25 protein-coding genes and 1 tRNA gene are annotated in these 25,482 nt (G+C 32.3%); 12 read left to right on the top strand and 14 right to left on the bottom strand.

Annotation, left to right across the window (positions count from 1 at the left end):
- Window positions 1-8 precede the first annotated feature (8 nt).
- Window positions 9-1,175 (top strand): methionine adenosyltransferase, encoded by a 1,167-nt coding sequence (gene metK / locus Q0941_RS03190; protein WP_299291298.1) that lies wholly within the window; start codon window positions 9-11, stop codon window positions 1,173-1,175.
- Here the strand turns inward: metK and Q0941_RS03185 are convergent.
- Window positions 1,152-2,021: an NAD-dependent epimerase/dehydratase family protein gene (locus tag Q0941_RS03185; RefSeq protein WP_299291296.1), complete on the bottom strand. Its 870-nt coding sequence runs from the start codon at window positions 2,019-2,021 to the stop codon at window positions 1,152-1,154. The two genes, metK and Q0941_RS03185, sit on opposite strands and share 24 nt — an antisense overlap.
- A gap of 84 nt (window positions 2,022-2,105) precedes the next feature.
- Here Q0941_RS03185 and Q0941_RS03180 point away from each other — a divergent pair, with 84 nt between their 5' ends.
- From Q0941_RS03180 to Q0941_RS03165, 4 genes are read left to right on the top strand one after another with little or no spacing between them, the layout of a single operon-like run.
- A complete protein-coding gene (locus tag Q0941_RS03180) occupies window positions 2,106-3,191 on the top strand; it encodes a cobalt-precorrin-5B (C(1))-methyltransferase (RefSeq protein WP_299291294.1) in 1,086 nt (361 codons plus the stop codon).
- Window positions 3,192-3,222: 31 nt separating this feature from the next.
- The gene (locus tag Q0941_RS03175) at window positions 3,223-4,275 is read left to right on the top strand and encodes a cobalamin biosynthesis protein (protein ID WP_299291292.1); all 1,053 of its coding nucleotides are present in this window, start codon (window positions 3,223-3,225) and stop codon (window positions 4,273-4,275) included.
- Window positions 4,272-5,024, top strand: a complete 753-nt coding sequence (locus Q0941_RS03170) for a sirohydrochlorin chelatase (protein WP_299291290.1) — start codon at window positions 4,272-4,274, stop codon at window positions 5,022-5,024. Before Q0941_RS03175 ends, Q0941_RS03170 begins: the two co-directional genes overlap by 4 nt.
- A complete protein-coding gene (locus tag Q0941_RS03165; RefSeq protein ID WP_299291288.1) occupies window positions 5,014-5,655 on the top strand; it encodes a precorrin-8X methylmutase in 642 nt (213 codons plus the stop codon). The genes Q0941_RS03170 and Q0941_RS03165 overlap by 11 nt, the downstream gene beginning before the upstream one ends.
- On the opposite strand, the gene Q0941_RS03160 is transcribed toward Q0941_RS03165, so the two are convergent.
- Window positions 5,644-6,996 (bottom strand): cobyrinate a,c-diamide synthase, encoded by a 1,353-nt coding sequence (locus tag Q0941_RS03160; protein WP_299291286.1) that lies wholly within the window; start codon window positions 6,994-6,996, stop codon window positions 5,644-5,646. The genes Q0941_RS03165 and Q0941_RS03160 overlap by 12 nt on opposite strands.
- A 51-nt stretch (window positions 6,997-7,047) precedes the next feature.
- On the opposite strand from Q0941_RS03160, the gene cobO reads away from it, so the two are divergent.
- From cobO to Q0941_RS03145, 3 genes are read left to right on the top strand one after another with little or no spacing between them, the layout of a single operon-like run.
- On the top strand, window positions 7,048-7,614 hold the full coding sequence (gene cobO / locus Q0941_RS03155) for a cob(I)yrinic acid a,c-diamide adenosyltransferase (RefSeq protein ID WP_299291335.1): 567 nt from the start codon (window positions 7,048-7,050) through the stop codon (window positions 7,612-7,614).
- Between the two features lie 40 nt (window positions 7,615-7,654).
- Window positions 7,655-8,449 (top strand): translation initiation factor IF-2 subunit alpha, encoded by a 795-nt coding sequence (locus Q0941_RS03150; RefSeq protein WP_299291284.1) that lies wholly within the window; start codon window positions 7,655-7,657, stop codon window positions 8,447-8,449.
- A gap of 1 nt (window position 8,450) precedes the next feature.
- Window positions 8,451-8,606, top strand: coding sequence for an RNA-protein complex protein Nop10 (locus Q0941_RS03145; protein WP_299291282.1), 156 nt, complete (start codon window positions 8,451-8,453; stop codon window positions 8,604-8,606).
- 4 nt (window positions 8,607-8,610) lie between these two features.
- On the opposite strand, the gene Q0941_RS03140 is transcribed toward Q0941_RS03145, so the two are convergent.
- Genes Q0941_RS03140 through Q0941_RS03120 form a run of 5 tightly spaced genes read right to left on the bottom strand, consistent with a single transcriptional unit; the run spans window position 8,611 to window position 13,338 of the window.
- A complete protein-coding gene (locus tag Q0941_RS03140; RefSeq protein WP_299291280.1) occupies window positions 8,611-10,737 on the bottom strand; it encodes an STT3 domain-containing protein in 2,127 nt (708 codons plus the stop codon).
- Between the two features lie 48 nt (window positions 10,738-10,785).
- Entirely contained in the window at window positions 10,786-11,238 is a 453-nt protein-coding gene (locus Q0941_RS03135) for a YbhB/YbcL family Raf kinase inhibitor-like protein (protein WP_299291277.1), read from the bottom strand.
- Window positions 11,239-11,272: 34 nt separating this feature from the next.
- Window positions 11,273-11,641, bottom strand: a complete 369-nt coding sequence (locus Q0941_RS03130) for a twitching motility protein PilT (protein ID WP_299291275.1) — start codon at window positions 11,639-11,641, stop codon at window positions 11,273-11,275.
- Window positions 11,634-12,896, bottom strand: coding sequence for a translation initiation factor IF-2 subunit gamma (locus Q0941_RS03125; RefSeq protein WP_299291273.1), 1,263 nt, complete (start codon window positions 12,894-12,896; stop codon window positions 11,634-11,636). The genes Q0941_RS03130 and Q0941_RS03125 overlap by 8 nt, the downstream gene beginning before the upstream one ends.
- 31 nt (window positions 12,897-12,927) lie before the next feature.
- The gene (locus Q0941_RS03120) at window positions 12,928-13,338 is read right to left on the bottom strand and encodes a S6e family ribosomal protein (protein WP_299291271.1); all 411 of its coding nucleotides are present in this window, start codon (window positions 13,336-13,338) and stop codon (window positions 12,928-12,930) included.
- 74 nt (window positions 13,339-13,412) lie between these two features.
- Between Q0941_RS03120 and Q0941_RS03115 the strand changes: the two genes are divergently transcribed.
- Window positions 13,413-13,535, top strand: a complete 123-nt coding sequence (locus tag Q0941_RS03115; protein ID WP_299291269.1) for a hypothetical protein — start codon at window positions 13,413-13,415, stop codon at window positions 13,533-13,535.
- Here Q0941_RS03115 and Q0941_RS03110 read toward each other — a convergent pair whose 3' ends face one another.
- On the bottom strand, window positions 13,536-13,709 hold the full coding sequence (locus tag Q0941_RS03110; RefSeq protein ID WP_299291267.1) for a zinc-domain-containing protein: 174 nt from the start codon (window positions 13,707-13,709) through the stop codon (window positions 13,536-13,538).
- A gap of 51 nt (window positions 13,710-13,760) precedes the next feature.
- Here Q0941_RS03110 and Q0941_RS03105 point away from each other — a divergent pair.
- Window positions 13,761-13,834: transfer RNA gene (locus Q0941_RS03105), tRNA-Gly, on the top strand.
- Here Q0941_RS03105 and Q0941_RS03100 read toward each other — a convergent pair.
- Genes Q0941_RS03100 through Q0941_RS03080 form a run of 5 tightly spaced genes read right to left on the bottom strand, consistent with a single transcriptional unit; the run spans window position 13,835 to window position 20,418 of the window.
- A complete protein-coding gene (locus tag Q0941_RS03100) occupies window positions 13,835-14,797 on the bottom strand; it encodes a hypothetical protein (RefSeq protein ID WP_299291265.1) in 963 nt (320 codons plus the stop codon). It abuts the tRNA gene before it with no gap.
- Window positions 14,798-14,831: 34 nt separating this feature from the next.
- Window positions 14,832-15,374: a type 1 glutamine amidotransferase gene (locus Q0941_RS03095; protein WP_299291263.1), complete on the bottom strand. Its 543-nt coding sequence runs from the start codon at window positions 15,372-15,374 to the stop codon at window positions 14,832-14,834.
- The gene (locus tag Q0941_RS03090) at window positions 15,375-18,227 is read right to left on the bottom strand and encodes a UPF0182 family protein (RefSeq protein ID WP_299291261.1); all 2,853 of its coding nucleotides are present in this window, start codon (window positions 18,225-18,227) and stop codon (window positions 15,375-15,377) included.
- A gap of 47 nt (window positions 18,228-18,274) precedes the next feature.
- Window positions 18,275-19,396 carry a DNA primase small subunit domain-containing protein gene (locus Q0941_RS03085; protein ID WP_299291259.1) on the bottom strand — a complete coding sequence of 374 codons (1,122 nt, stop codon included), beginning with the start codon at window positions 19,394-19,396 and terminating at the stop codon, window positions 18,275-18,277.
- Window positions 19,393-20,418: a DNA primase gene (locus Q0941_RS03080; protein ID WP_299291257.1), complete on the bottom strand. Its 1,026-nt coding sequence runs from the start codon at window positions 20,416-20,418 to the stop codon at window positions 19,393-19,395. Before Q0941_RS03080 ends, Q0941_RS03085 begins: the two co-directional genes overlap by 4 nt.
- An 83-nt stretch (window positions 20,419-20,501) precedes the next feature.
- Between Q0941_RS03080 and Q0941_RS03075 the strand changes: the two genes are divergently transcribed.
- Together Q0941_RS03075 and Q0941_RS03070 are read left to right on the top strand one after the other, a co-directional pair.
- On the top strand, window positions 20,502-21,341 hold the full coding sequence (locus Q0941_RS03075) for a deoxyribonuclease IV (RefSeq protein ID WP_299291255.1): 840 nt from the start codon (window positions 20,502-20,504) through the stop codon (window positions 21,339-21,341).
- 33 nt (window positions 21,342-21,374) lie between these two features.
- A complete protein-coding gene (locus Q0941_RS03070) occupies window positions 21,375-22,832 on the top strand; it encodes a glycine--tRNA ligase (RefSeq protein WP_299291254.1) in 1,458 nt (485 codons plus the stop codon).
- Window positions 22,833-22,836: 4 nt separating this feature from the next.
- Here Q0941_RS03070 and Q0941_RS03065 read toward each other — a convergent pair.
- Window positions 22,837-25,482: hypothetical protein (locus Q0941_RS03065; RefSeq protein ID WP_299291252.1), on the bottom strand; the 2,646-nt coding region annotated here is incomplete at its 5' end.

The following is a 25,482-nucleotide window of genomic DNA, read 5'->3' as shown; positions in this document are numbered from 1 at the left end:
TGATTTTTATGACAAATAATTTCTTGTTTACTTCAGAATCAGTTACCGAAGGTCATCCAGACAAAGTTTGTGATAATATTTCAGATGCATTTCTAGATGAATTTCTTAGACAAGATCCTGATTCCAGAGTAGCAGTTGAAACAATGGTAACAACAGACTTTGTTGCGGTATCAGGTGAAGTAACATCAAAAGCTAATTTAGATAAAAATGCTCAAGAGGAATTAATTAGAAAAACAATAAGAGAGATTGGTTATGATAACAAAGAGTTAATGTTTGACGCTGATTCCTGTCATGTAAATCTAAGATTACATTCACAGAGTCCAGATATCAGTCAAGGGGTGACAGCTACTGAAGAAAAAGAACAAGGAGCTGGAGATCAAGGATTAATGTTTGGTTATGCAACAAATGAAACTAAAGAACTTATGCCAATGCCAATTTTACTTGCACATAAACTAATTCAAAAATTATCTCAAGTAAGAAGGGATGGCACATTACCATGGGTTAGACCAGATGGAAAATCACAAGTTTCTGTAAGATATGAAGATAACAAACCAACTAGGATTGAAACAGTTGTTGTATCAACCCAACACGCCCCAGAAATCTCTCAAGAAGAAATTGAAAGAGAAATTCTGGATAAAGTAATCAAACCTGTTTTAGGAGAACTTTGGAATGATGAAATTAAAGTTCACATCAACCCTACTGGAAAATTTGTTATTGGTGGTCCTCATGGAGATGCAGGATTAACTGGAAGAAAAATTATTGTCGATACTTATGGTGGATTTGGAAGACATGGTGGAGGAGCTTTCTCTGGAAAAGATCCATCCAAAGTAGATAGATCAGCATGTTACATGTGCAGATACATTGCAAAAAATTTGGTTGCAGCAGAATTAGCTGATAGATGTGAAGTGCAATTGGCATATGCTATTGGAGTAGCAGAACCAGTATCATTATACGTAAACACTTTTGGTACAAATAAGATTCCAGAAAATCAGATTGAAGACTTGGTTAGAAAGAATTTTGATATGAAACCATCTGGAATTATTTCAACATTAGATTTGAAAAGACCAATTTACAAAAAAACAGCTTCTTATGGTCATTTTGGAAGAAATGAACCAGAATTTAGTTGGGAAAAAACAGACAAAGCTGATGCACTAAAGCAAGGCGCCGGTCTTTAACAATTGAATAACTGATTGAAATTTACCATTAGATAGTTTGCTTAGTTTTTTATGATTTCCAACGAAATTACCTACTAGAATATTCAAATCATCAACACTATAATCAAATTTTGAATTTCTAATAGCAAGATTGTACGATTTTTCTAAATCAATATAGGAAATTTTTGTTTTAGAATGTTTTAGAAAGAGTTTAACATATTTTTCAAAAGTAATGATATCGGGTCCTACAAGATCAATAATTTTTTTCCTAAATTTTTCTTCTTTAATGGAAGTAAAAATCAATTTTGTAACATCGTTAATGTAAACAGGCTGAATTTGATATTTTCCAGAGCCAGGAATTTGAATCATTTTATCTTTTATGCATTTTTTAAGATATTTTGTAAAAAGATCATCTTTTCCAACAATATAGGATGGACGAAAAATTGTAAAATTTATTGGAGAATTTCTTATATGATTTTCAGCATTTAGTTTTGATATAAAATATTCAGTTGATGAATATGGTGAAACCCCCAATCCACTCAAAAAAACTAGTTTTTTGATTTTGGCTTTTATTGTTAAATTTACCATGTTCTGTGTAAGGTTAACATTAATTGAATCAAAAGATTCTGTTGAAGATTGTTTTCCAATTCCAACCAGATGGACAAGAGCATCAGAATTGATAATTTTGGGAAGTAAAGATTTTTCAGAATATGTTTTAGAAATGATTTTAGTTTCATTTTTGAAAGCTTTGAAATTTTTTCTAGATATGGAAATCAAGTGTACATTGGATTCTGACAAATATTTTCGTAGATTTTTTGCAACAAATCCGGTAGCTCCTGTAATAACTATTTGAAGAGGTTTTTCCACATCAATTTGAAACAGTTTTTTATTTTAAATCTATTCAGAAAAAGAACAAACAAGAGTTAATACAGTAATTGTATACATCTATTTGTGGCTGAAGAAAAAAAATTAAGAACAGGTTATACAACTGGAAGCTCAGCAACTGCTGCATCAAAAGCCTCACTACTGGCAATAATTAATCAAAAAGAAATCAAAGAAATTGAAATCACTTTACCTAAAAGGACCACCATACAAATTCCTGTAAACAATTGTAATTTTGATGAAAACAAAGCAAAATGTTCTGTAATTAAAGATGGAGGAGATGATCCTGATGTTACTCATGGTGCTGAAATTATTGTTGAATTATCTTTTACTGAAAACAAAAATGATATTGAAATTGATGGAGGAGAAGGGGTAGGGATAGTTACCAAGCCCGGATTAGGCCTAGAAATCAACAAACCAGCAATAAATCCAGTTCCAAAAAAAATGATCACTGAAAATCTAAGAGAGATTGGAAGTGAAATTCTAAAGGAGAAAGGAATTAGAGTTGTAATATCTGTTCCAAAAGGCAGAGAATTAGGACCAAAAACTGACAATCCAAGAATCGGGATTAAGAATGGAATTTCAATTTTAGGAACAAGTGGAATTGTAATTCCATTTTCAACTGCATCATATGCTGCATCCATTAGACAGAATCTTGATGTTTCAATTGCAATGGGTAATGATACAGTTGTTTTAACAACTGGAGGACGAAGTGAAGATTTTGCAAAAAAAATTGTTGAACTTCCAGAACATTGCTTTGTTCAAATGGGTGATTTTTCAGGATACACTATTCAACAATGTGGAAAGAAAAATATCAAAAAAGCATTTGTTGTTGGGTTTATTGGTAAACTTGCAAAAATGGCTGCTGGAGTTAAACAAACTCATGTAAAAGGTTCTAAAGTAGATATGAATTTTCTTGCAGAAATAGCTAAAAAAGCTAATGCAAATGACAAAGTCATAGAAGCAATCAAAAAAGCAAACACCGCAAGACATGTTTCAGAAATTATTCAAGAAAATAAGATTACAGGATTTTTTGATTTAATTTGTAGCGAAGTTTACAGACATATGAGAAATCATAGTGAGAAAAAGGTTCCCATAGATGTCATACTGTTTGATTTTGAAGGAAATATTTTGGCTAGAGAGCCCAAAGAGTAAGGTATTTTATTAAAATAACAAGGGTTTTGATATGGAAAAAATATCCGTTCTTGCTATTACAAAAAATGGAATAAATATTGGGCAGAAATTAAAAGAATTTTTTCCCAAATGGGAAATATTTGCACCGGAAAAATTTGCTAATGAAAATTCATCAATTACATGGTATTCTGAGCCTACATCTGAAAAAATTGTAGAATTATTCAAGAGCAGCGATGGTCTAATCTGCTTATTTTCTCTAGGTGCAGTAATACGATTAATTGCTCCACATCTTAAAGACAAGAAAACAGATCCTGCAATAATTGTAATTGACGATAAAACAAATTTTGTAATTAGTGTATTATCTGGACATATTGGTGGTGCAAATGAACTAACACAAGAGATTGCTGGAAAATTACGAGCACAGGCCGTTATCACTACTGCTGCAGATGTAAACAAAACAATTGCAGTAGATTTAGTTGGAAGAAATTTTGGATGGAAGATTGATGATGATTCAGTAGTAACGAGAATTAGTGCACATATGGTAAATGGTGAACCAATAGGTGTTTTTCAAGAAGTGGGAGATAAAGAATGGTATAAGGAATTGCCAAAAAATGTCACTCTTTATTCAACTATGGAAGAATTAGAAAAATCAAAATCAAAGGCAAATTTGATTATTTCAGATAAAATTATTGGAGATGAAATTTCAAGAGAATCGGTCATCTACAGACCACCAAGTTTAGTTATTGGAATTGGTTTGCATTGGGATACATCTAAAGAAACAATATTGGAAGGTATAGAAATTTGTTTAAAAAAATTTAGACTAAGTTCTAAATCGATTGCAAAATTGGTTTCAATTAAAAAACCTCAAGATGTTCAAGGATTAATTGATGCTGGAAAAGAGATCAATATTCCAGTTCAATATATTGAAAGAGAAGAATTGTCAAAAATTACAGCCCCAAATCCTTCTGATACAGTAAAAGCCTTTGAAGGAACTGCCAGTGTTTCAGAAGCTGCAGCAATTCTAGTGTCTAATGGGAAATTAATCGTAGAAAAGCAGAAATTCCCTCCAAATTTGACTATAGCTATAGCGAGAATACAGAATTGAAGCGTGGACTATTACTTATTGACAGAGGAAGTAGACAAAGAGAGGCATCTGAAGAATTAGAGACAATTTGTGCGGAAATCAAGGCTAGAGGCAATTATATTTTTACAGATTATTGCTTTTTAGAAGTAGAACCACCATTTATTGAAGATGGAATTTCAAAATGTCTCAAGCAAAATATTGATTCATTAACAATAGTCCCATATTTTTTGTATCCAGGAAAAAAAGTGAAAATTGCAGTTACAGATGTAATGAAATTACAAAAAGATACAGATGTGAAATTTTTAGTTACAAAACCAATGAGTATGCATAAAACTTTGGTAGATATTGTTGAAAATAGAATTTCAAGTACAATGAAAGAAAATAATATACAATTAGATAAAAAAGATGTTGATGTACTGATTATTGGTCATGGTAGTAAAGATCCTAATGCACAAATGTCATTAGACTATATCTTAAATGGATTAGTAAATGAATATAGAAATGTTAGCAGATGCTGGTTAGAGATTGAGCAACCAGATATTTTTGAAGGAATTAAAAAATGTGAAAAGGATGAACCTAAAGTGCTAATAATCGTATTTTATTTCTTACATGAGGGTGCACATGTAAAAACTGATATCAACACTAATTTGATTCCAGCACTTAAAGATTCAAACTTGAAAGACACATTCGTTACAAAACATATTGGAACTGATGAAAATATAATTAACTTAGTTATTGAAAGAGCCAGAGAGGTTGAAAATGCAAACTAAGAAAGGCCAATCTATTGAAGATGCAAGTATGCAAATGATTGAAGATGAAATTGGTTCACATCCATATAATGAAAAAGAATGGCCAATAGTTCGAAGAATTATTCATTCTACAGCAGATTTTGATTTTGCTGATAAAAATAAAATAATTTTCCACAAAGATGCTATTGAAAGTGGAATGAATGCTTTGAAAAATGGATGCAGTATTGTTGTAGATGTTAATGGAGTAATTGGAGGTTTAAACAAACAAAATCCAAAAGATTTTGGAAATGAGATTATTTGCAATATTTCCAAGCCTGAAATTATGGAATTGGCAAAAAAAGAAGGAAAAACAAGGTCTCAGGTATCTATGAGAGCAGCAAAATCAGAAATCGATGGGGGAATTGTAGCCATAGGCAATGCACCTACAGCCTTGCAAGAAGTCATAAAGATGGTGAAAGAGGGAATTGTCAAGCCTGCATTAATCATAGGTATTCCTGTGGGCTTCATTTGTGCAGCAGAATCTAAAGAAGAACTCTCAAAATTAGAAGAAGCACCATTTATTACAAATTTTGGCCGAAAAGGAGGAAGTTCATCAGCTTCAGCAATAATTAATGCAATATTCAAGCTAATTAGAGCAGAATCAACTTCTTGAATATTTCATACAATTTTTAACAAAAATTTCAGCATAGTTTGAACTATCAAAATAGAGATGACCATATGATGCAAGACAATTATTTACAATCAATCCATCTTTATGATTTTTAATGCCATCTCCAATTTCTAATTCAAATGCAAATTTTGAATCTGAAGAAACCGAATCTAGTTTAGAATAATGAAACTCATGTCCTTGGAGATTATGTGAATTATTTGAAATGATTGATTTTGTGATTTTTCCTTTAGTATAATTTAATTTCATTTTTTTGGTCATTATGGTTTCAGCATCAAACAAACCTACCATTTTGTAATTTCTATTTTCAGAAGAAATAGATTTTGTCAAATACATCAGTCCTCCACATTCAGCATAAATAGGAAGATTATCTTCTGCTAGTTTTTTAACAAGTTTTTTCATAGTTTGATTTTTTGCTAATTTAGAACCTAAAATTTCTGGAAATCCACCTCCAATGTACAAACCATCACATATTGGAATTTTTTTATCATTTACGGGACTAAAAAATTTCAATTTAGCTCCTTCTCTTTGAAGTGCTTTGAGATTATCCTGATAATAGAAATTAAATGATGTGTCTAGAGCTACTCCAATAGTAATTTTTGGTTTTTTATTAATATGATTTGGTTTTGTAAAAAAATCAGAAGTATTTTTTGAGATTTTAATAATTTTATTGATATCAATATTTTTTGAAATAATTTTTGAAATACGTTCAATTTTTTTGTATAGAGTTTTCTTTTCTAATGTAGAGTACAATCCAAGATGTCGGGATTCTAAACTTAGAGATGGATCTTTTGGAATAACTCCTAATATTGGTAGTTTTGTCATTTGTAAAGCCTCTCTGCAGAGATTTTCATGTTTTTTACTACCTATTTTGTTGAGAATTATGCCTGATATTCTGGAATTTCGGTGAAACTTCTGAAATCCGATTGCTGTCGCAGCAATTGAACGAGCAGTTTTACTTGCATCAAGTATCAAGATAGTAGGTGATTTTGTAATTGATGATACATGATGAGTACTTGCATAGTTTGAATCCCCACCAAATCCATCATAATATCCCATTACACCTTCAATTACAGATACATTTGATTTAGAATTTGAAATGAAACTGGATAGTAGATTATTTTTTCCCATTAACCAGACGTCTAAATTGAAAGCATCGTTGATTGAGATACTGGATAGATAACTTGGATCAATATAATCAGGGCCCACCTTGAACGGTTGAACAGAAAATCCTTTTTTCTTTAGTGCGTAAATTATTGAGCACGTAATAGATGTTTTTCCTACACCACTTGTTGCACCTGCAATAACAATCCTAGGTATTTTCAATTTGCATGATAACCATGATTTTTTTATTTAAATTGATGTATTTGAAGAATACTGAATGTTTTTAGTAAGAGAAATGAAGAGAGTATTATGGTTAATGGCCTAACTATTATTTACACTGGAAAGGGTAAAGGAAAAACAACTGCAGCATTAGGTTTAGCATTACGTGCATCTGGTTATGAAGAGAAGATTTGCATGATACAATTTATCAAAGGTTCATGGCATTATGGAGAAATGGATTCATCAAAAAAACTAGAACCAAATTTTGAGATGGTTGCAGTTGGAAAAGGATTTGTTGGAATAATTGATGATAAAAGTCCAAAAGAAGATCATGAAAAAATAGCAAAAGAAGCCATAAAAATTAGCAATGAAAAAATTCAATCTGAAAAATATGATATTGTAATTTTAGATGAAATCAATTATGCAGTTAATCTAGGCTTGATTGATGTTAAAGATGTGATAAATTTGATAAAAAACAAGCCTAAATTTGTAGATCTTGTACTCACAGGCAATTATGCCAAGGAGGAGATTATTGAAATTGCTGATCTAGTCACAGAAATGAAGGAAATTAAACATCCTTTTCAGAAAGGAATCAAAGCAAAAAAAGGAATTGATTTCTAGCCAGCAACATTAATTTACACAGATAGGAGTTTTAGAAGAAATGTCTACTGAAATTCAAGAAATGCCAGAACAAGGAGAAATTGTTCTTGCAACTGTTTCCAAAGTGATGGATCATGGAGCATATGTCACATTAGATGAATATGATGATGTTCAAGGATTTTTACATATTTCAGAGATTGCTCCAGGGTGGATTCGTTCAGTTAACAAATTTGTAAAAGATGGAGAGAAAAAAGTTCTCCTTGTAAAAAAAGTCAATCCAGACAGAGGAGACATTGATTTATCTTTAAAACAAGTTTCAAATGATCAGAAAAAACAAAAACTCAAAGAAGTAAAAAAATTTGAAAAAGGAAAAACCCTACTGCAAAACCTTAAAGAAAAAGCAAAACTCAGTGATTCAGACATTGAAAAACTAGAAGACGGATTATACTCTAAATATGATTCTGTTTATGATGCATTTCTTGAAATTGGAAGAAATGGAATTGATTCTGTAAAAGAACTCAAAATTCCAAAGAAAACTGCTACTGTAATTGAAGAAATTTGTTCTAAAATAAAATTACCATCAGTAGAAATTCGGGGAATTATGGAAATTACAAATAGTAAATCAGATGGAGTTGAAATAATTAAGAAAACATTATTGGATGCAACAAAAGATTCTACTATTGATATTACTTATCTAGGAGCACCAAAATACAGATTATCAATTACTTCTGAAGATTTTAAATCTGCAGAGAAATCGCTTAAACCCATAATTGCAGAAATTCAATCCATCATAGAAAAGAAAAAAGGAACATTTAGTTTTACTAGAGAAGAATCAAAGAAAACAAGAGAAGATTAATTTGAAATTTCAATTAAGGAAATGTTCCAAATGCAATCAATACACGCTCAAAATGTCGTGTTCAAAATGTGATGATCAAACTATTTCAGCACATCCAGCAAAATTTTCTCCAGATGACAAATACATGAGATATAGACTAGCAGATCGATATTCTTAGTAAATTATTTTGTTGGAGTATAATTTTTGTTGATTTCATAAACCAAGACAACCAATTTGTGTCCAGGTTCATCTTTATAAAATCCAGGTGATGCATGAACAAGTTTCAATGGCTCGTCATCTGAATCAAGTTTGACATCTTTTTCATAAATTCCCACAAAGCCAGGCACATAAGATTCGGATTGTTGTCCAAGATTATTTGGATGAACATAACCTAAAATTGAATATGGAATCATTTTTCCTAGTAAAGTTTGTTCCCAAAATAGATTAGTTCCGCTAAGACCGTCTGAATATACAAATTTAGTTTCATCAAAACCGCCTATTCTCATAAACCATTGTTTTTTAGATTCATCGCCACCTCCACCTAGTGTGTAAAGTTGTGTAGACTCGAGATTAAGTTGACTAGCTGAAACAAAAATTACGACATAATCAGCTTGCATAGTATTAAGTGAGTTCCATGCATCATCAGGTGAACTAAGTAACATTTTTGCGATATTTTGGATGATCTTTGTATTCAATGTTGAGTTATCTGCCAGTGTAGCTCTTTCACCTAAAGTTTGAATCCAATACCCATAATCCCACCATGATGCAACAACCGCATTTTTGTTAGTATTGCTTTTAATCCAAAGTAGGGTTTCATGCCAATCATTTGTTACCATAGGAGAAACGGTACCACCATTCAGAATTGTAGGAGGTGATTGTGTTAGCGCTATTGCATTTGAATTAGGAGGATAAACTAATGGAACAGTTAAGAGAAAGATTATTCCCCCAGCAAAAATAAATTTTATTGGTTTTTTAATATCTGATTTATGTTTCTGATTTGTTCCAAAAAATTGTTGTATTAGAAATGAAATTCCTAATGAGGACAATATAATTACTGAAATAGATGCAAAAAGTTCCAATCTAAGAAAAGTAGAACTAACATAAATTCCTACAAGTCCAAAAATTAATGTAAAAGACAACATATCATTAGAAATAAAATTTTGATTAGGATTATGTAGATTTTTAATGAGCAACCATACACCAATCCCACCAAATATTATCAATACAGAATTAAACATGAATGATTGTGCCAAAGTTGTAGTTGCATGTTCTGAAACAGAATCAACTAAGGGATCTGTAGTTGTTAAAAATGGATTTATAGCGTTTAGATACCTATGACTAGGTTTGGGTAAAAGATCTAATGAAGAATTTAGAACAAAAATGCTACTTCCAACAATTAAAAATGCAATTAAGAATAACAAAGCATTTCTTGTTTTATTTTTAGAGCTAAAATTTTGGATTAATGTACAAATAATTAAAAATGATGTTGTTACAAGTAAGAAGATACCTCCAAATGATGACGCATCTATTATTCCACGTTCAAATCCTAATGAAACCAAAAGAGTAGTAAATGAAAATGTAGGAACTGCCCAAATTAGGAATTTGTGATCTTTTCTCATAAATGGAAGAACAATAAAAAATATTCCAATAGGAATGATGAAAAATTGATTTCCGCCCCAAGCAGAAATTGAAAACGTTGTCAGGATTCCTGCAGACAATAGTTTTGAAAATGCAACTTTCTTATTTTTAGAATTTAATCCACTCAAAAGAAGATAAACAGCTAAAATTGAAAAAAACAATCCAAGTGGTTCTGACTTAAACCATCCAATTGGACTTCTAATCAATATAGGTAGGGAAACTGAAAATAACATTGCAGAAATTAGGCCTGCAGTAGTTCCACCGATAACCCTAACAAGAGCAAAAATTGCTATGGATGTAAGTGAGCCAAAAATTACTGGAAACATTATTGTAAAATCATACAAAGATGAATTACCACCAAAAATAGAATAAGTAGATGCAGCTGTTAGATGTAATAAAATTTGAGATGATGCAGAAATATTTCTTCCATGAGGATACCAACTAAGATCATCATTCCAATTAAAATATGCATCAATTCCATTATCAACAATATATTGAGTTGCTCTGTAATTGAAAAAGGGATCAAACTCGTTTAATTCAAAACCATGTTCAATTGGCTGAGAACGTAATAAAAAAGAGATTGTAAATGACAATACCAGAATTCCAATAATTAATAGATGGTGTAAACGTAAATCATAATTTCCTATGGAGAGAAGTTTGGAGGAATTCAATACTCGAGGTTAAAGTTGTAGGTTATTATTCTTTTTACATAATACTTGTTATGGTGCAAATCTTCCTTTTAGAATTGCTGTTTCAAGAATTTTATCCTTCATTAATTCTTCAATTTCATTTTTTGATGAATCTATTTTAGCATCAATTTCAGAACTTAATGCATAAAGTTTGAAAAGGTACGTATGCTCTTTATCTGGGGGAGCAGGACCACCATATCCATTATCACCAAAATCAGTTTTTCCTTCTAAACAATGAGAAGGAATTGAATTCTCTTGAAATTCATCATTTGGGTGTATATTCCAAACAACCCAATGTACCCAAACTTTTCCAACAGCACCCATAGCATCAGGATCATCCATTATTAACACCAAAGATTTTGTTCCTTCAGGAATATTCTGAAATTTTAAAGCAGGACTAAAATTTCCTTCCTTATATCCAAATTTTCTTGGAATGACACCTTCATTCTCAAAAGAACTTGTTTCTAAAATTAAAGGTGACATAATTTCTATTGTTTCTACTTAAAGTTAAATTTTTCTAAGATTCTAAAATAATTTTATTTTTAGAAAATGAAATAATTGAATTACCAAATAATTTAATTTTGTTTTTTAATTCTCTATCCATTGTTGCAACAATCATATTATTTTTTTTTACATAATTAATTATTTCTTTATCAGCAAAAGTTCCATTAATTTCAATAGTTTTAAAATTTTTAATATATTTCATAGTTTGTGAAATTTCAAATTTTTTTGATGGATTTTTTTCTAAATTTTTTAATTCTTCAATTACAACATTAGGTACCAGAAAAGTGATTTGACCAATATCCATTTCAATATTATCTATATTGATAATTCTATGTGTTGATAAATGAATCAGAAAACTAGTATCACAAATAACTTCAACCAACTATACCCGCACCAATTAAACGCCATCTTTCAGTAATTCTTCTACTAATTGCGACATTTCCACCTTTAAAGATGCATGCAGGTCTTCGTAGTTCAAGTTCAATATTTTTAGATTTTACCTTTGTAACTTTTCCAAGAACTGGAGCTGTGCCTATGTTAAGTCTTAATAATTCTCCTGATTGGATAGGTTGAACTTTGATATCTTCAGTAGTACCCACTGCAGAATCAAATAGATTAACTTCAAGTTTAAGACTAGTAGAATTTTCAGGAAGTGTTCCTGGTTTTCCAATAACTGAGCCAATAAAGGAATCACTTCTAGTCATAGCAGGATCAAGTTTTGTACCAATTGCAACTAATCCTCCAGGTTTTACAGAGTCTACAATGCCTGCTGCAGTTCCTAATGAAGTAATTTCAGTTTGTAATGGTTCATAAGATTTCTTTTTTTCGTTTAGAATTCCTGGTTTAATTTCAATTTCATCTCCAACATTAAAAACACCTTGTGTTAAACTTCCTCCAATTACACCACCTTTGATTTCTTTAAGTTTAGTTCCTGGTTTATTTACATCAAAAGAACGTAAAACATGCATTACAGTTTCTTTCTTCTCATCACGTTCCGGAGTTTTGATTGTATTCTCTATTGCACCAATTAATGCATCAATGTTTAGTCCAGATTGAGCAGAAATAGGAATTACTGGAGCCTTTGAGGCATGGGTGCCTTTAACAAATTTAGAAATATCTTGATAATTTGAAACAGCTTCCTTGTAATCTAATAGATCAACTTTGTTTTGAACAATAACAATTTGTTGAATTCCTAAAGTTTGAAGTGCTAAAATATGTTCTTTTGTTTGAGGTCTTGGAACTTTTTCGTTTGATGCAACTAATAGGAGTGCACCATCCATTAATGCAGAACCTGAAAGCATATTTGCCATTAAACTTTCATGGCCGGGACTATCTACAAAACTTACAACCCTAGATAATTCACTTTCTTTACCACAGTTATTGCATTTTGGAGTAGTTGAATAACATAATGGTTCTTCACATTTTTTACATTTGTAAAAAGCAGCATCTGAATAACCTACTCTGATGGTAATTCCACGTTTTAATTCTTGACTGTGAACACTTGTCCAAGAACCAGTTAGTGCTTGAATTAGAGTAGTTTTTCCGTGATCAACATGACCTGCGGTACCAATATTGATACAAGGTTGATAACCATATTTTTTTACATACCAATCAGGAAGTGTTTCTCTCCAATGCATTAGTCAAAATGTAGAATCGTTATATGTTAAGTTATTCTTTTTTCTCATCAGATTTTTCTTCAGAGTTTTCTGCTTCTTCAGCAGGAGCTTCATCTACGGGTAATTCACCATCAAATTTACAATTTACTTGATAAATTTCTTCAGAAATTGTATTACCTCTCATTAACTTTCTAACTCTTTGGCCAGCTTCAGCATCCTGTAATCCTACTCCTTTTGATAATAGAACATATTGTCTAGCAGAACCATGAATATCATTTCTCATTGGAACTCCAGACTTATCACTACCACCAGTGAGTTTTAATTTTCCACTTAAACCAACAATTGTTGCATCAGCTTCCTTACCCAATTCTAATCCTAATAATGGATTAGCATCGCTATCTTTGAGTTCTTTTGTAATAGATTTTCCTTTAATGTCCGATATTGTTAACTTGAAGTTTGCCAAGTATTCCCAAAAAAAGTTGAACGACTAATTAACCTTTGGACATTATTTTTAAATCAGAATTCATTATGATAGGCATGAAGGAAAGCATCACATGTCCTAGATGTGAAAAAGAGATGGTAGATATGCAAGCATGTCATATGTTCTGTCCAAATTGTGGTGCTCACTTGGATTGTTCTGATAAAGGAAATTATTGGTAATTAAAGTCCAGGCCTATCAGGGATATAATCAGATGCCATGTTAACGGCCTGATCTTTCATGATTTCTAAATAGGAGTCATAGTCTGCTTCAAAATTACAATGAGGGCATTTTACTTTTGTAATTGCATCATCTAAAATTGCAACTTTTTCACATTCAGGACATCGTGCATCCATAATACAAGTTCTCAATTAAGATATTTAATCATAATTAATAAAATTGAGTTAGCGGAATTAGTTTAGTCTGGTATGACGTCAGCTTCCCAAGCTGAAGGCCACGGGTTCAAATCCCGTATTCCGCATTACAATTCACGTATGGCTTGCTCAATTACTCCACGATCTGGAGCTTTTGGAAAAAATTTGAGATAATTTTGTAGATCAGTTTTTGCATCTGAACTTTTTCCTAATTTGTCAAGAAGATATGCACGATTTTTGTAAATTTTGGCAGATCTTTTTGAATCTATTTTAATTGCTTTAGTATAGAAATCTGTTGCTTTTTCAAATTGATTAGTTTTTAGATGAAAATTACCTAATCCATTATAAGATAGATATGATCTGCTATTGATTTTTAGACATTCTTCATAATATTTGATACATTCAGTAGAATTTTGTTCATTAAACAATGCCCCCAATTGATAGAATGCATTTGAGTTTTTACTGTCTAATACAATTGCTTGTTTTAATAGAGATAGGGCTTCTTCTTGATTCTTTAAAATCATCTTTCTTTCTGAATCAAAACAAAGTCGATTAGATTGATTACTATTTTCGTTTTCAAAAGATATTGGAGATATTATATCATTTGGTGCCAATACAATCAATATTCTTCCTTCTTGAGACCATTCTTTGTCAAATACATCTTGAGGAATTGCACCTTCTTGTTGTTCTCCTTCAGTAGTTCCTTGTTGAACATAATGGAAAATTGTTTTTTCTTCTTCATCAAAGCCGGTAATCACGGATGCATGTTGAGTAATTTCAGGAATTCCTGGAAGTATTACAATAGGGGGAATTCCTGCAACAATTATTTTTTTAAGTTCTTGTAAAGATGAACGTAAGATTTTACAATTCAATCCATGCCTTTCAGCTGATTCTATTCCTTCAATCAGCACACTCCCATTAAATCCAGAATATCGTTTAGAGGTTTCAATAGCTTCAGCAATGGGAAGCTCTATGTTCCAATATTTTGAAACAACATTGATTGGTAAAGGTAGACAGATATTTTCCTCCTGAACTAGAGGTAGTAATAGTTCATGATTCTCTTCTTCCATGAATTTAATCCTAACAAACAGTAATTAAAATCAATCAAAGAGAACAAAATTTTTGAATCAATTCTTGACCATCTGTACTCATTTCAGGATGGAATTGAGTACCAAAAATTAGTCCATTTTGATGTTGAATGACTTCATATTGACAATTACTAGATTTACCTAAAGGTAATAATGAATTTGGTAATTTTGATATTTCATAACTATGACTTTCAAAAACATCTAGTGAGTTATTTGATATAGAATTTTCTTTAAATATTGATACAGTTTCCTCTCCTTTTTGTAATGAATTACATTTTTTGATTGTTCCACCCAAAGTGAGTGCAAGAATTTCAGCCCCATAACAAATCCCCAGTAGTTTTGAATTATTTTCTAATGCATGCATAATAATTTTTGAATTAATTTCATTAGTTTTTTTTTCATTTTTTCGTCTTCCAGATAAAATGAATGAATCAAATTCTGAGAGGGAATTAAGATTTATTGTAGTTGGAGACATTTTTTCAAAAGAAATTTGGTTTTTATCCAAAAAATTAATTAAATTTTTAGTAAAAACAGAACCATTGTCTACAACTAGAAGCAATTAGCTTCCAACCTCTATGGAAATGTAATGCATTTCAGCAATTCCATCTTTTACATATACAGTTCCAATGTTGAGGTTATTTTCATCTTGCCACATGAAAACTCTGTCACTTCGTGGTTTTACAAAGTCATCAATAAATGCAGCCAGGAATGCCTCAGTTTCTTCTTGTTCTTTTTCAGTAAAGAAGAACATTTGTCCTTCGTTAAATGAAACTGGAACTTGAATTGATGTAGGTTCAGCTATAGAGATATCATTTTCTCTAAATACTGATTTGATAATGTCAATCCTATCATCACGAACTAATTCTACATAGTCACTATCAGGTGTAGTAATAGTTGGAGCTACTCCTGAGACTTTCTTGAGATAGGCTTCAAATGCTTCTTCTTGAGTATCTCCAAGACCAACAAAGTATTCGCCATTAAATGCAGCGCCAACTGCAGCAATGGTTCCTAATTGGGCAACTACTCCTCCTGCACCAGCTGTATAAACTGGAATAAAGTAAATGTCATGATCACCAACACGATACAAAATATTATCTCCAATTCTTGGATTTCTCAGTAATGTTTTCAATTGAGCAAATTCAGGATCTCTATCTAATGCTTCTCTAACAGCTGTAGGACCAATTAATTTTGTAGTAGAGTTTAATGGAACTTCATAGAATTGGAGATTTCCAAGATTTGTAAGATCATTTTCAACTACCATATATCCTGCTAAGTTTCTACCTTGAGAGCCTCTCAATTCAAGAGACAGCAAACCTAAGAATTCTGTTTGATCAAATCCTGGAGGTTTTGCTTCTACATAATAGGTATCTAAGCCACGTGGGATTTCATAGAATTCATTTGCTTGAATGAAAGTTTCAACATTAGTAACGTGGTAAATATTATACATTTCAGTTTTCCAATTAAACAATTCAACTGGATATCTGATTTGTTCCTCTAACCATGCAGGCATTGGTTGGAATTGCTCAGAATACTGACTAGAGAACATTTCTGTAAAGAAATCATCACCAGTTTTGAGTAACTGAATATCACCGTTGTAAGAATCAATTAAGGCATAACCAACTAATCGTAAATACGGATTACCTACGGACCAAGGAACATCACTAGTATCAAATCCAATAATTAGAGGAACTAGCCAGTAGGAGTTAGTTCCATCAGTTACTGGAAGAGAATCTAATTCTTGGCCAAATAGATCATACAAAAAGTATGGATAAAGAATTTCCATTCGATCATTGACATCTTTGTATCTCATAATGTGGACTGATTCAGATGGGAATGAAAGCAAAAAGTTTGGTTCAAAGATCCAACTTAATGGAGGAGATACATCAAGACCGCCTAGACCTGAATATGATGCACCACCAAGTTCTGCACTTTCAGAACGCGAGGTTGGATATCCAGACCATGTTTGCTCAAATAAGCCTCCTTCACCATAGTAAATTTCCCTCTGTTTGAAAAATTGAGAGCTATCTACAATTTGACCATCTGTTGCTTCAAGAGTTAAGAAGCCATCAGGCACATGAGTATATACCAGATGCTCATTATACCATCTGTTTTCAAGGCTAACAGATGTTGGTAGGATTGGTTTCATGGATGCTGTCCAATACAGAGTATTATTGAAACGTAAAATGTCGTTATCTTCAAAGTCAACATATGGGATTAAACCGATTTCAGGCTTGAGCTTTGCAAATGCAGCCTCCCAATCCCATACACGGATTACATCTAAAACATCACTATTTTGTTTAACATAATTATTGATATTGTTAGGAGAGACAGAAGTAAGTTGTACATCATGTGTATTTTCTTGAATATTATTTAGCTCACCCAGATATCTATTAACCCCAATTTGTTGTGCAGTATAAGGTCCTAGAAATTCAATTTTCTTTGCATCTGCAATACTGTTGTTTACAGAAACAACTCCTGCAACAATTATTGCAATTGCTATAATTGTCAAGAAACGAATGTAGACATCTCTTTTGAACATGTGTGTTAACACACGTGCACGAATTCTATCAACAACAGAAAATGCAATCAATGCAAAACCAATTACAAGAGTTCCACCAATTAGGTATCTTGTATTGTAGTCAATTTGATCTGTAAAGAATAAGTTAAATCCAGCCCACAAAACTCCGATACCAATCATTCCTTCAATTGTAGAAACATAATTCAAATAACGTGGTTTTCCTTCATTGGAATCTTTCAAGAAAGAAGTAATGACATCAATAATTCTATGGATTCCCACATACAAAACTAATCGTAATCCAATGGCAGCAAGAATTGGTGGAAGTAAAACTATCAAAGCAGGAATCATTGGAACAACATTTTCAGATGCATAGTTTGGATTAGTTTCCGGAGTTACAAATGGTAATGTAAACAATTTTGGAACATTTTCAATTCCCATTGTATTTCCATCAATGAATGCCATAGCAGCAAATCCAAACATGATATTTGCAAAGAATGCACCAAATAGTAAAATTTTGGTAAACTGCCAAATTACAAATTGTGAACCAGAAAGTTTGTAATCTCTAAAACTTGGAATACTGCTTGAGATATTTTGTTGACCACCTCTTGAGAGGAATCCTATAGCGGTGTTAATTGCATACCAAAAGATAGAAGATCGTCCAGCAACATTTACCCTAACTAAAGCAACCGCAGCTAGGATAATTGTTGAGACAAGTGTGTAATAGAGAGGTTTAGTGAATTGATCCCCAAATTCAGTAAAATTCATTGATAAAATTACTGCCTGATTGCCAACAATAGCAAAGATCACAATTCCAATTATAGCCACAATTCCTAATCGAATGAATTTTCCAGCATCAGGAGGTGGAGCTTGCTTGTCAGTAGAGGCGCTATACAAAATCAAATTTTCTTGTGATTTGGTAAATTAATGTCTTACCAGCAAAATTAAGCAATGGTTGCTAGTTTTTTGCAAATCATGTATACAGCAGCATAAGTTGGGACAGTTACTTTTTCATTATTGAATGGGCCAAATTTTTTGTTTTTTAGTCTAAATTCAATAGGACAATTAGCTAGGACTTCAACAGATTCTTCATTTAGAAAAACAGCATCTTGATATGCATCAAATTTTGCCAAATCTTTGCAAAAAATTTTTGTAAATCCACTTTTACTGTTTATGGAGCCAGGTAGTCTGAAGATTCTATGAATATCCATGGTAACGTTTGGATCAATTTTTACACCAATTTTTTCTGAAACATTATCAATGGTTTGTTGAAAAGTAGAATAACCATTAGCTAATAATTCAGAGATGATTTTTGAGCGTTTAGATTTTGTTCCAAACACTTCTTTTGAAAATCTTCCTCTCCATCCTTTCTCATTAAAATCAGGAAAAGATGAACGATTAGGCTTGAATTTTTTCATACCAAATGTTTCAGGAATAACTCCATTAAGCATAAAATAATCAGCTAATTCTGAACGTTCTCGTGAACCAATTTCTTGAAATTGAGAATTGTAAACGTATACGTGAAATCCCTCGTTCCCAGAAAAAAAAATCTGAATGTTTTCTTTTGGAATTAAGAAATCTTCAATAAGAATATTAGATAATTTTTTAGCTTCACTTTTTGATGCATCGATACAAGTTTTGCATGGCAAGGATTTTTTTTCTAATTTTGATGAATTACATTTATCACAATGTTGAAAGTTTTTGGAAATTTTATTACAGTCACTACATATTGAAACAGTATGATCATTTCTACATTCTAATTGAAGATCCTTTGCATCAATATCAAAAATCAGATCAGCTTCTTTCCAATCTTTTTCATTCATTGGTAAATTGGGGAATGTATAATAGGCATTAGAGCAGTAGACGTCAGATGGAATATTTTGCATTAGTAAAAGATGCAGTTCTTTGTCATCCTTAATGGAAATGTGTCTAACCATTCCAGAATTAAATTTTTGATATCCAAATTCCCTTTCAGATGTCCTCTCAGGAACTTTAATCAAATCAAAATGATTAAAATAATATTTTTTGAATGAACTTTCAACAAATTTTATGTCCGATTCATTCATTTTCTTTTCTTTCCAAATTGTAATGGGCTTATGATGTTGTCACATTCTGGTATTGCAAAACACAAACTTTGTGTTTTTAATTTCTCACATGAAGGACAAGAGTATTTTGTTGCACTTCCAGAACTACCTGCTAAATGATTTAATTGATACAAAGTGACACGCTCATTATAATCAGGGGCATTTTTGAATAACGGAGCAATTTGTTCAACAGATTGACCTTTTGATAACAAAAATGTTGCAAGCATAAACCTTCCTGAATGTGGTAGATTTTCTCCCTTTTCTAGAACTTCAATTGCGTGTTTTATGCAAGGTGGATATTCCCCAGTAGTTACAGTAAATGTTGAGAATTTTTTTGATAATGAAACAAGTTTTTGAACCGAATCCTCAAATCCTGGAATCATTGTTGGAGTTTTTGCATTAATAATTTTTGAATTGATGTAAGTTCCTAATTCTTTTCGAATTAATCTAACTGTTTCATGAGGAGTTAAAAACACTTGTCCAGCTTCTACATGTCGATTAATTAATTTCCATTCTCTTTCATGAAAATTAATTGAATGTTTAAGATAATCGGAAACTGGTATTACAAAGTGCTCATCAATTTTTTCTACTTGAACTGAAAAAAGATCATTAATGACTCGTATTGCTAATTGTTTTTTTGATTCATCTGAAATATTTGCCAAGTCTTTTTCAAGATATTTTTCTGCACGCCTTGCTTCTGCAAGTGCAAAACGTTTGATCAAAGTATGCATACCACTTAGTTTTAGCAAGACAATTGCCAACAGAAAGGAGAAAACTTCTCTGGGTAAAGCAGCCTCTTTTGAAACTTGATCTCCTATTAGATCGGATTTGTAGATTTTACCATCAGCTGCTACCTGAATTCGATCATATGCTTTATCAATCAAATTCTTAAGATCCGGATCAGAGCCAAACTGCTCAAGAGTGAATCCTTTATCTTTAAGATATTGACCCGCATCAGCTAAGAAGGGATATTTTGCAATTTCATCTTGTCCTAATGCTAGCATACTAGTAAGTTACGTAGTTTACATAAAAATCTGGTTTTAAACTGGCAATGGAGGTTTAAATTATGTTTTAAGAAATTTAGAGTATGAAAGTTGGTTGTCATGTATCAATTTCAGGTTCAATTGACATGGCAGTTGATAATGCAGTTGAAAGAGAATGCACTGCTTTTCAAATTTTCACGCGCAATCCAAGAGGATGGCATGCAAAACCTCTAACTGCAAAAGATATTGATAATTTCAAATCAAAATTAAAGGAAAGTAAGATTGACAGACTAGCAATTTGTGCACATATGCCATACTTGCCAAATCTTGCAACTCCAAAAAAAGATGGTTTTGAAAAATCTCTTAAAACTCTGATTAACGAAGTTGAAAGATGTGCACAACTAGGAATTCCATATTTAGTTACTCACCTCGGAAGTCATTTAGGAACTGGAGAAGAAGGAGGAATTGAAAGATTAGTTAAAGGATTAACTGAAGCAGGAAAAACAAAAAACGATGTAATGATTTTACTAGAAAATACAGCTGGGCAAAAAAACTCTGTTGGATCTGATTTTAAACAACTAGGAGAAATTTTCAAACAACTAAAACCATCAAAGAAATTTGGTGTATGCTTAGACACGTGCCATGCATTTGTTGCAGGATATGATCTAAGAACAGAAAAAAATGTTAAAGAAACATTTGAGGAATTTGACAAATATGTTGGTTTAAAGAATCTTAAAATTCTTCATCTTAATGATGCTAGAGGAGAGTTGGGTTGTAATTTAGATAGACACTATCATTTAGGTTTAGGAGGAATTGGTGAAAAAGGAATTTCATCAGTTGTAAAGTTTGCCAATAAGAAAAAAATCCCAATAATTTTAGAAACTCCAATTGATGATGAGAGAGATGACTTTGAGAATGTTAGAATTGCAAAGGATTTTGCGTAGAAATTTATTCAATGAATGTTAGGAGAGATTAAGATGGATTATGAGGCAGTAATGAAACTTGCACTTGAGCGTGGATTTTATTTTCCAAGTTGTGAGGTATATGCAGATGCTCAAGCAGGATTTTGGGAATATGGACCATCTGGTGTTAGTTTGAAAAACAAGTTCTTAGAATTATGGCGAAGAGAATTAATCAGAAGAGATGGAATGTTAGAAATTGATGGTTCGCAGATAATGTCAAAATCAGTCTTTGAAGCATCAGGACACTTGGGTAACTTTGCAGATCCTATCATAAAATGCAAAAAATGTAATTCCACATTCAGAGCAGACAAGACAATTGCAGACATCGCTCAAATTGAAATACCAGAAAGCGCAGATTTAGAAGAATTTGATAATGCAATTACTCAAAACAATATCAAATGTCCAAAGTGCAAAGGGGATTTTGATAAAACTAAAAATTTCAATATGATGTTTAAAGTAGGAATTGGTCCTGAAGAAGAAGAAGCATATCTTAGACCAGAAACATGTCAATCAATCTTTGTTGATTTTCCAAGATTGTTTAAAACTATGAGAGGTAAATTGCCATTAGGAATTGCGCAAGTAGGAAAAAGTTTTAGAAATGAAATTGCGCCAAGACAGAGTTTACTACGATTAAGAGAATTTTACCAGGCAGAAATTGAAGTTTTTTGCAATCCAGGAAAATTAGATGTAATGGATAGATTTTCTGAAATAGAAAATACAGTTATTCGAATCCAAACAGATGGAAACCCAATTTCAATGACCTGCAAAGAGGCCATTGAATCTGGAACTGTTCCTAACAAGTTTGTTGCATACTATCTTGGAATTTTAATGGAGTTTTATGAAAAAACAGGAATTGATGTTGAAAAAAGCAGGTTTAGGAAATTAGGTGATAAAGAAAAGGCATTCTATGCTGAAGTTGCTTTTGATTTTGAGGTTGAGACTACGATAGGTTGGCTTGAATTGGTTGCATGTAACTATAGATCAGATTATGACTTGTCTAGTCACGCTAAGAAAAGTAAGGAGAAATTTGAAGTGATGGATAATGATGAGAAAGTACTTCCACATGTTTTTGAAATTTCAATGGGGATTGATAGAAGTTTGTACACAATTTTAGAACATAGTTTGAAGGATGACAAAGAGCACGAGCGAATTGTTTTAGCGCTAAAACCATACTTGTCACCAGTTCATGTAGGAATGTTATCTTTAGTAAAAAAAGATGGGTTGAAAGAAAAAACCGATGAGATTTATCTTCAAATTAAAAGAAAGTGTGATGCATTTTTGGATCATTCAGGTGCCATTGGTAGAAGATATAGAAGATTAGACGAAATTGGATCTCCATTTGCAATTACCGTAGATCATCAAACATTAGAAGATGATACTGTTACAATTAGAATGCGAGATAGTATGGAACAAAAAAGAATCAAAATATCTGATTTAGATTCAACTATTGTAGATTCAATTTCTTATCCATAAAAAATTAATTTGAGAATACAGTTATTGTTTCAGAGTGATATCTGTATTTCACTTTGACAATTGGTTCAGATGTTGCATGTGCTTCTTGTAACATGCTTTCATCAGTTGTTTCTAATGTGACTGTCCATGGTTGGGTAATTGGATCAATAGATGTAATTGAGAATCTTTCTAGTGCATTCTCTGCTCCACTGTATCTTACTCTGAGAACTTGATCACCATACATGATACTAGTTAGACCTCCACGATTATCCTTAGTGCTTTCATTAATTGTACAATCATCGGTTCCACCAATAACACATTGGCCTTGTGGATCCGTGATACGGAATTGCATGTTATCATCAGAATTAGATGAATACAATAATGCTGGCTCTGCAATCAATTGTCCATCAATCTCAATTAATCCAAGTGATGCCAATTCAGATGCTGGCATTGATAGTGTCTTTGGATGACTATGAATTACTGCTGATGAAGTACTGATACTAGAATCATACAATTCTACTTTTCCTTGTAATTCATTTCTAGAGTATGAGTCAGACTCTGGAACATTCCAATCAAAGGTAACCTTAGTTTGGCCAAGATCAAAGAATTGTGCTCTTTCTGATACAACTTTTCCATCAGCAATTAATGATACTTTACCGTATGCTGGTGCATTGTTAGTAAATACATAGACTTCTGAAGTAATTGAAGATCCTGCTGCCTTTACTGTTGGAACATCCATTTCTACTGAAACATTTGATAATTTAGTTGGTTTTACTCCAATTTCATATGGTCTAGAATCAACAGTATAGCCTTCGTCATCAAGAACATGAATCCAGTATTTGAGACCAGGTTCAACCATAAAGTATGATGGTAATGTTGCTGTAACAATGTATGATGTATTAGATACATCTATTGCAGTAACATTCATTCTCATTGCAATATAGTTTTGATCTAATTCGCCTAATGGAACTGTTCTAAGTTCAACACGTTTTAGTAATGATTTGCTATCAACAATTGCTGAAACAGTAAGATCTTGCTTGTCTAGATATAATACAGATTCAATGGAACTCTTTTGTTTTTCACCTGAACCAATTTGGAATTTGGTATCAAATATTCTTGGTCTATCGATTGTAATTTCTTGTTCATCTGTTGGAGCATCTACAACAGTAATTGACTCAGAACATTCATCTGCATGAATTATTGTTTGTACAGTATTTTGTTGACCATCAGTTCCTATTTCAGTAACTCTAACAGTAAAGAACAATTCGTCTTCTGCCAAAGGTGCTTCATAGACATATTTGTCAATATTTGTAATTTGGTTACTTTCAGCAAATGGTTGTGATTCAGCTAATGTTGCTTGTACAGTTCCAAGTTTTGCAGTGTATAATGTAACAGTTGGGGGTAACTCTGCATCGCTAGATACAAGAATTCTTACCATGTTTTCGTCACATTTGTCATATGATACTTCATTAATTGACAATGGAGTCTCCAAGATTCCTGCAAATCCACTGCTGGCGCCGCCACCGCCGCCACCGCCGCTACCGCCACCGGAACCTCCAGAGCTACTAGAACCACTATCACCAGAGCTACTAGATCTGCTACTTCTTGCATCACCAAATGATGTAAAGTGGGTAGTCCATACGATTAGATCAGTACCATCATCAATTTTACATTGATCTGAAGTTCCAAGTTGTGCATCAACAGTAGCTAGATTATCAGCATCACAAGTCTTATCGATAAATGTTACAGTAGAATCACCTGCACGTTTGAAGAATGCCACAAATCCCTTATCACCACCATCACCCTTAAACTCAATTCTAATTGGCTCATCAAATGTTAGTTCATCTGCAGAAAGACCAATTTCAATAGAAGTGACATCATCATATGTTACATCGCTTGTATCAGCAGGAGCCACAGAAGTTAATGTTGGTAAGTTCAATAATCCGTTCCAACCAGTAGGTCCTGTAACTACGGTGGAATCAGCAACTGTAACTTCTACATCAAAGGATGTTACACTTGCATCAAGATCAGATGATGCAGTCCAACCATTATCAATTGTAACGGTATTTCCAGTTTGAACTAGAGTATAGTTCATTACTACATCATCGGCATTAACTAATTCAATTGTCTCAAGTGCAATATCTGTAGATGTAATTACTAATTCTTTATTATCATCAGTGATAGCTACAGCTGGTTGGTCATCTTCAATTAAGATTTGATCAATACCTAGATTTGCTAATCCAGTAGCACTTGCTGTAAATGTAAGAGTTTCAATTAGTGTAGTTGTTGCATCATGTTCTGTATCAACATTATCAATTAAGCTCAAAGTTTCTACAAGTGAAATTGATGCAATTAGTGTTCTCTCTACGTTGTCTACAAACTCGATTGTTTCTGTAAGGTTGACTGTGAATGTTCTGTCGATATCGTCAACAAACTCGAGTGTTTCTGTAAGGTCTACTGTGAATGTTCTGTCGATATCGTCAACAAACTCGAGTGTTTCGGTTAATGTGACTGGGATGTTTCTGTTAATGTCATCAACAAACTCGAGTGTTTCTGTAAGGTCAACTGTGAGTGTTCTCTCTACGTTGTCTACGAATTCAATGGTTTCTGTAAGGTCGACTGAGATTGTTCTGTCGATATCGTCAACAAACTCGAGTGTTTCTGTAAGGTC

This window comes from Candidatus Nitrosopumilus sp. (assembly GCF_028278985.1).
GTDB lineage: Archaea > Thermoproteota > Nitrososphaeria > Nitrososphaerales > Nitrosopumilaceae > Nitrosopumilus.
The sequence above is the reverse complement of the archived record's forward strand: the minus strand, read 5'-3'. Positions and strand labels throughout refer to the sequence as shown.

What these genes read in the sequence shown, in the direction of transcription:
- metK (WP_299291298.1), top strand. Translation starts at nt 9, where the DNA reads ATGACAAATAATTTCTTGTTTACTTCAGAATCAGTTACCGAAGGTCAT.
- Q0941_RS03175 (WP_299291292.1), top strand. Translation starts at nt 3,223, where the DNA reads ATGGAAAAAATATCCGTTCTTGCTATTACAAAAAATGGAATAAATATT.
- Q0941_RS03165 (WP_299291288.1), top strand. Translation starts at nt 5,014, where the DNA reads ATGCAAACTAAGAAAGGCCAATCTATTGAAGATGCAAGTATGCAAATG.
- Q0941_RS03150 (WP_299291284.1), top strand. Translation starts at nt 7,655, where the DNA reads ATGTCTACTGAAATTCAAGAAATGCCAGAACAAGGAGAAATTGTTCTT.
- Q0941_RS03135 (WP_299291277.1), bottom strand. Translation starts at nt 11,238, where the DNA reads ATGTCACCTTTAATTTTAGAAACAAGTTCTTTTGAGAATGAAGGTGTC.
- Q0941_RS03125 (WP_299291273.1), bottom strand. Translation starts at nt 12,896, where the DNA reads ATGCATTGGAGAGAAACACTTCCTGATTGGTATGTAAAAAAATATGGT.
- Q0941_RS03115 (WP_299291269.1), top strand. Translation starts at nt 13,413, where the DNA reads ATGAAGGAAAGCATCACATGTCCTAGATGTGAAAAAGAGATGGTAGAT.
- Q0941_RS03110 (WP_299291267.1), bottom strand. Translation starts at nt 13,709, where the DNA reads ATGGATGCACGATGTCCTGAATGTGAAAAAGTTGCAATTTTAGATGAT.
- Q0941_RS03100 (WP_299291265.1), bottom strand. Translation starts at nt 14,797, where the DNA reads ATGGAAGAAGAGAATCATGAACTATTACTACCTCTAGTTCAGGAGGAA.
- Q0941_RS03085 (WP_299291259.1), bottom strand. Translation starts at nt 19,396, where the DNA reads ATGAATGAATCGGACATAAAATTTGTTGAAAGTTCATTCAAAAAATAT.
- Q0941_RS03080 (WP_299291257.1), bottom strand. Translation starts at nt 20,418, where the DNA reads ATGCTAGCATTAGGACAAGATGAAATTGCAAAATATCCCTTCTTAGCT.
- Q0941_RS03075 (WP_299291255.1), top strand. Translation starts at nt 20,502, where the DNA reads ATGAAAGTTGGTTGTCATGTATCAATTTCAGGTTCAATTGACATGGCA.
- Q0941_RS03070 (WP_299291254.1), top strand. Translation starts at nt 21,375, where the DNA reads ATGGATTATGAGGCAGTAATGAAACTTGCACTTGAGCGTGGATTTTAT.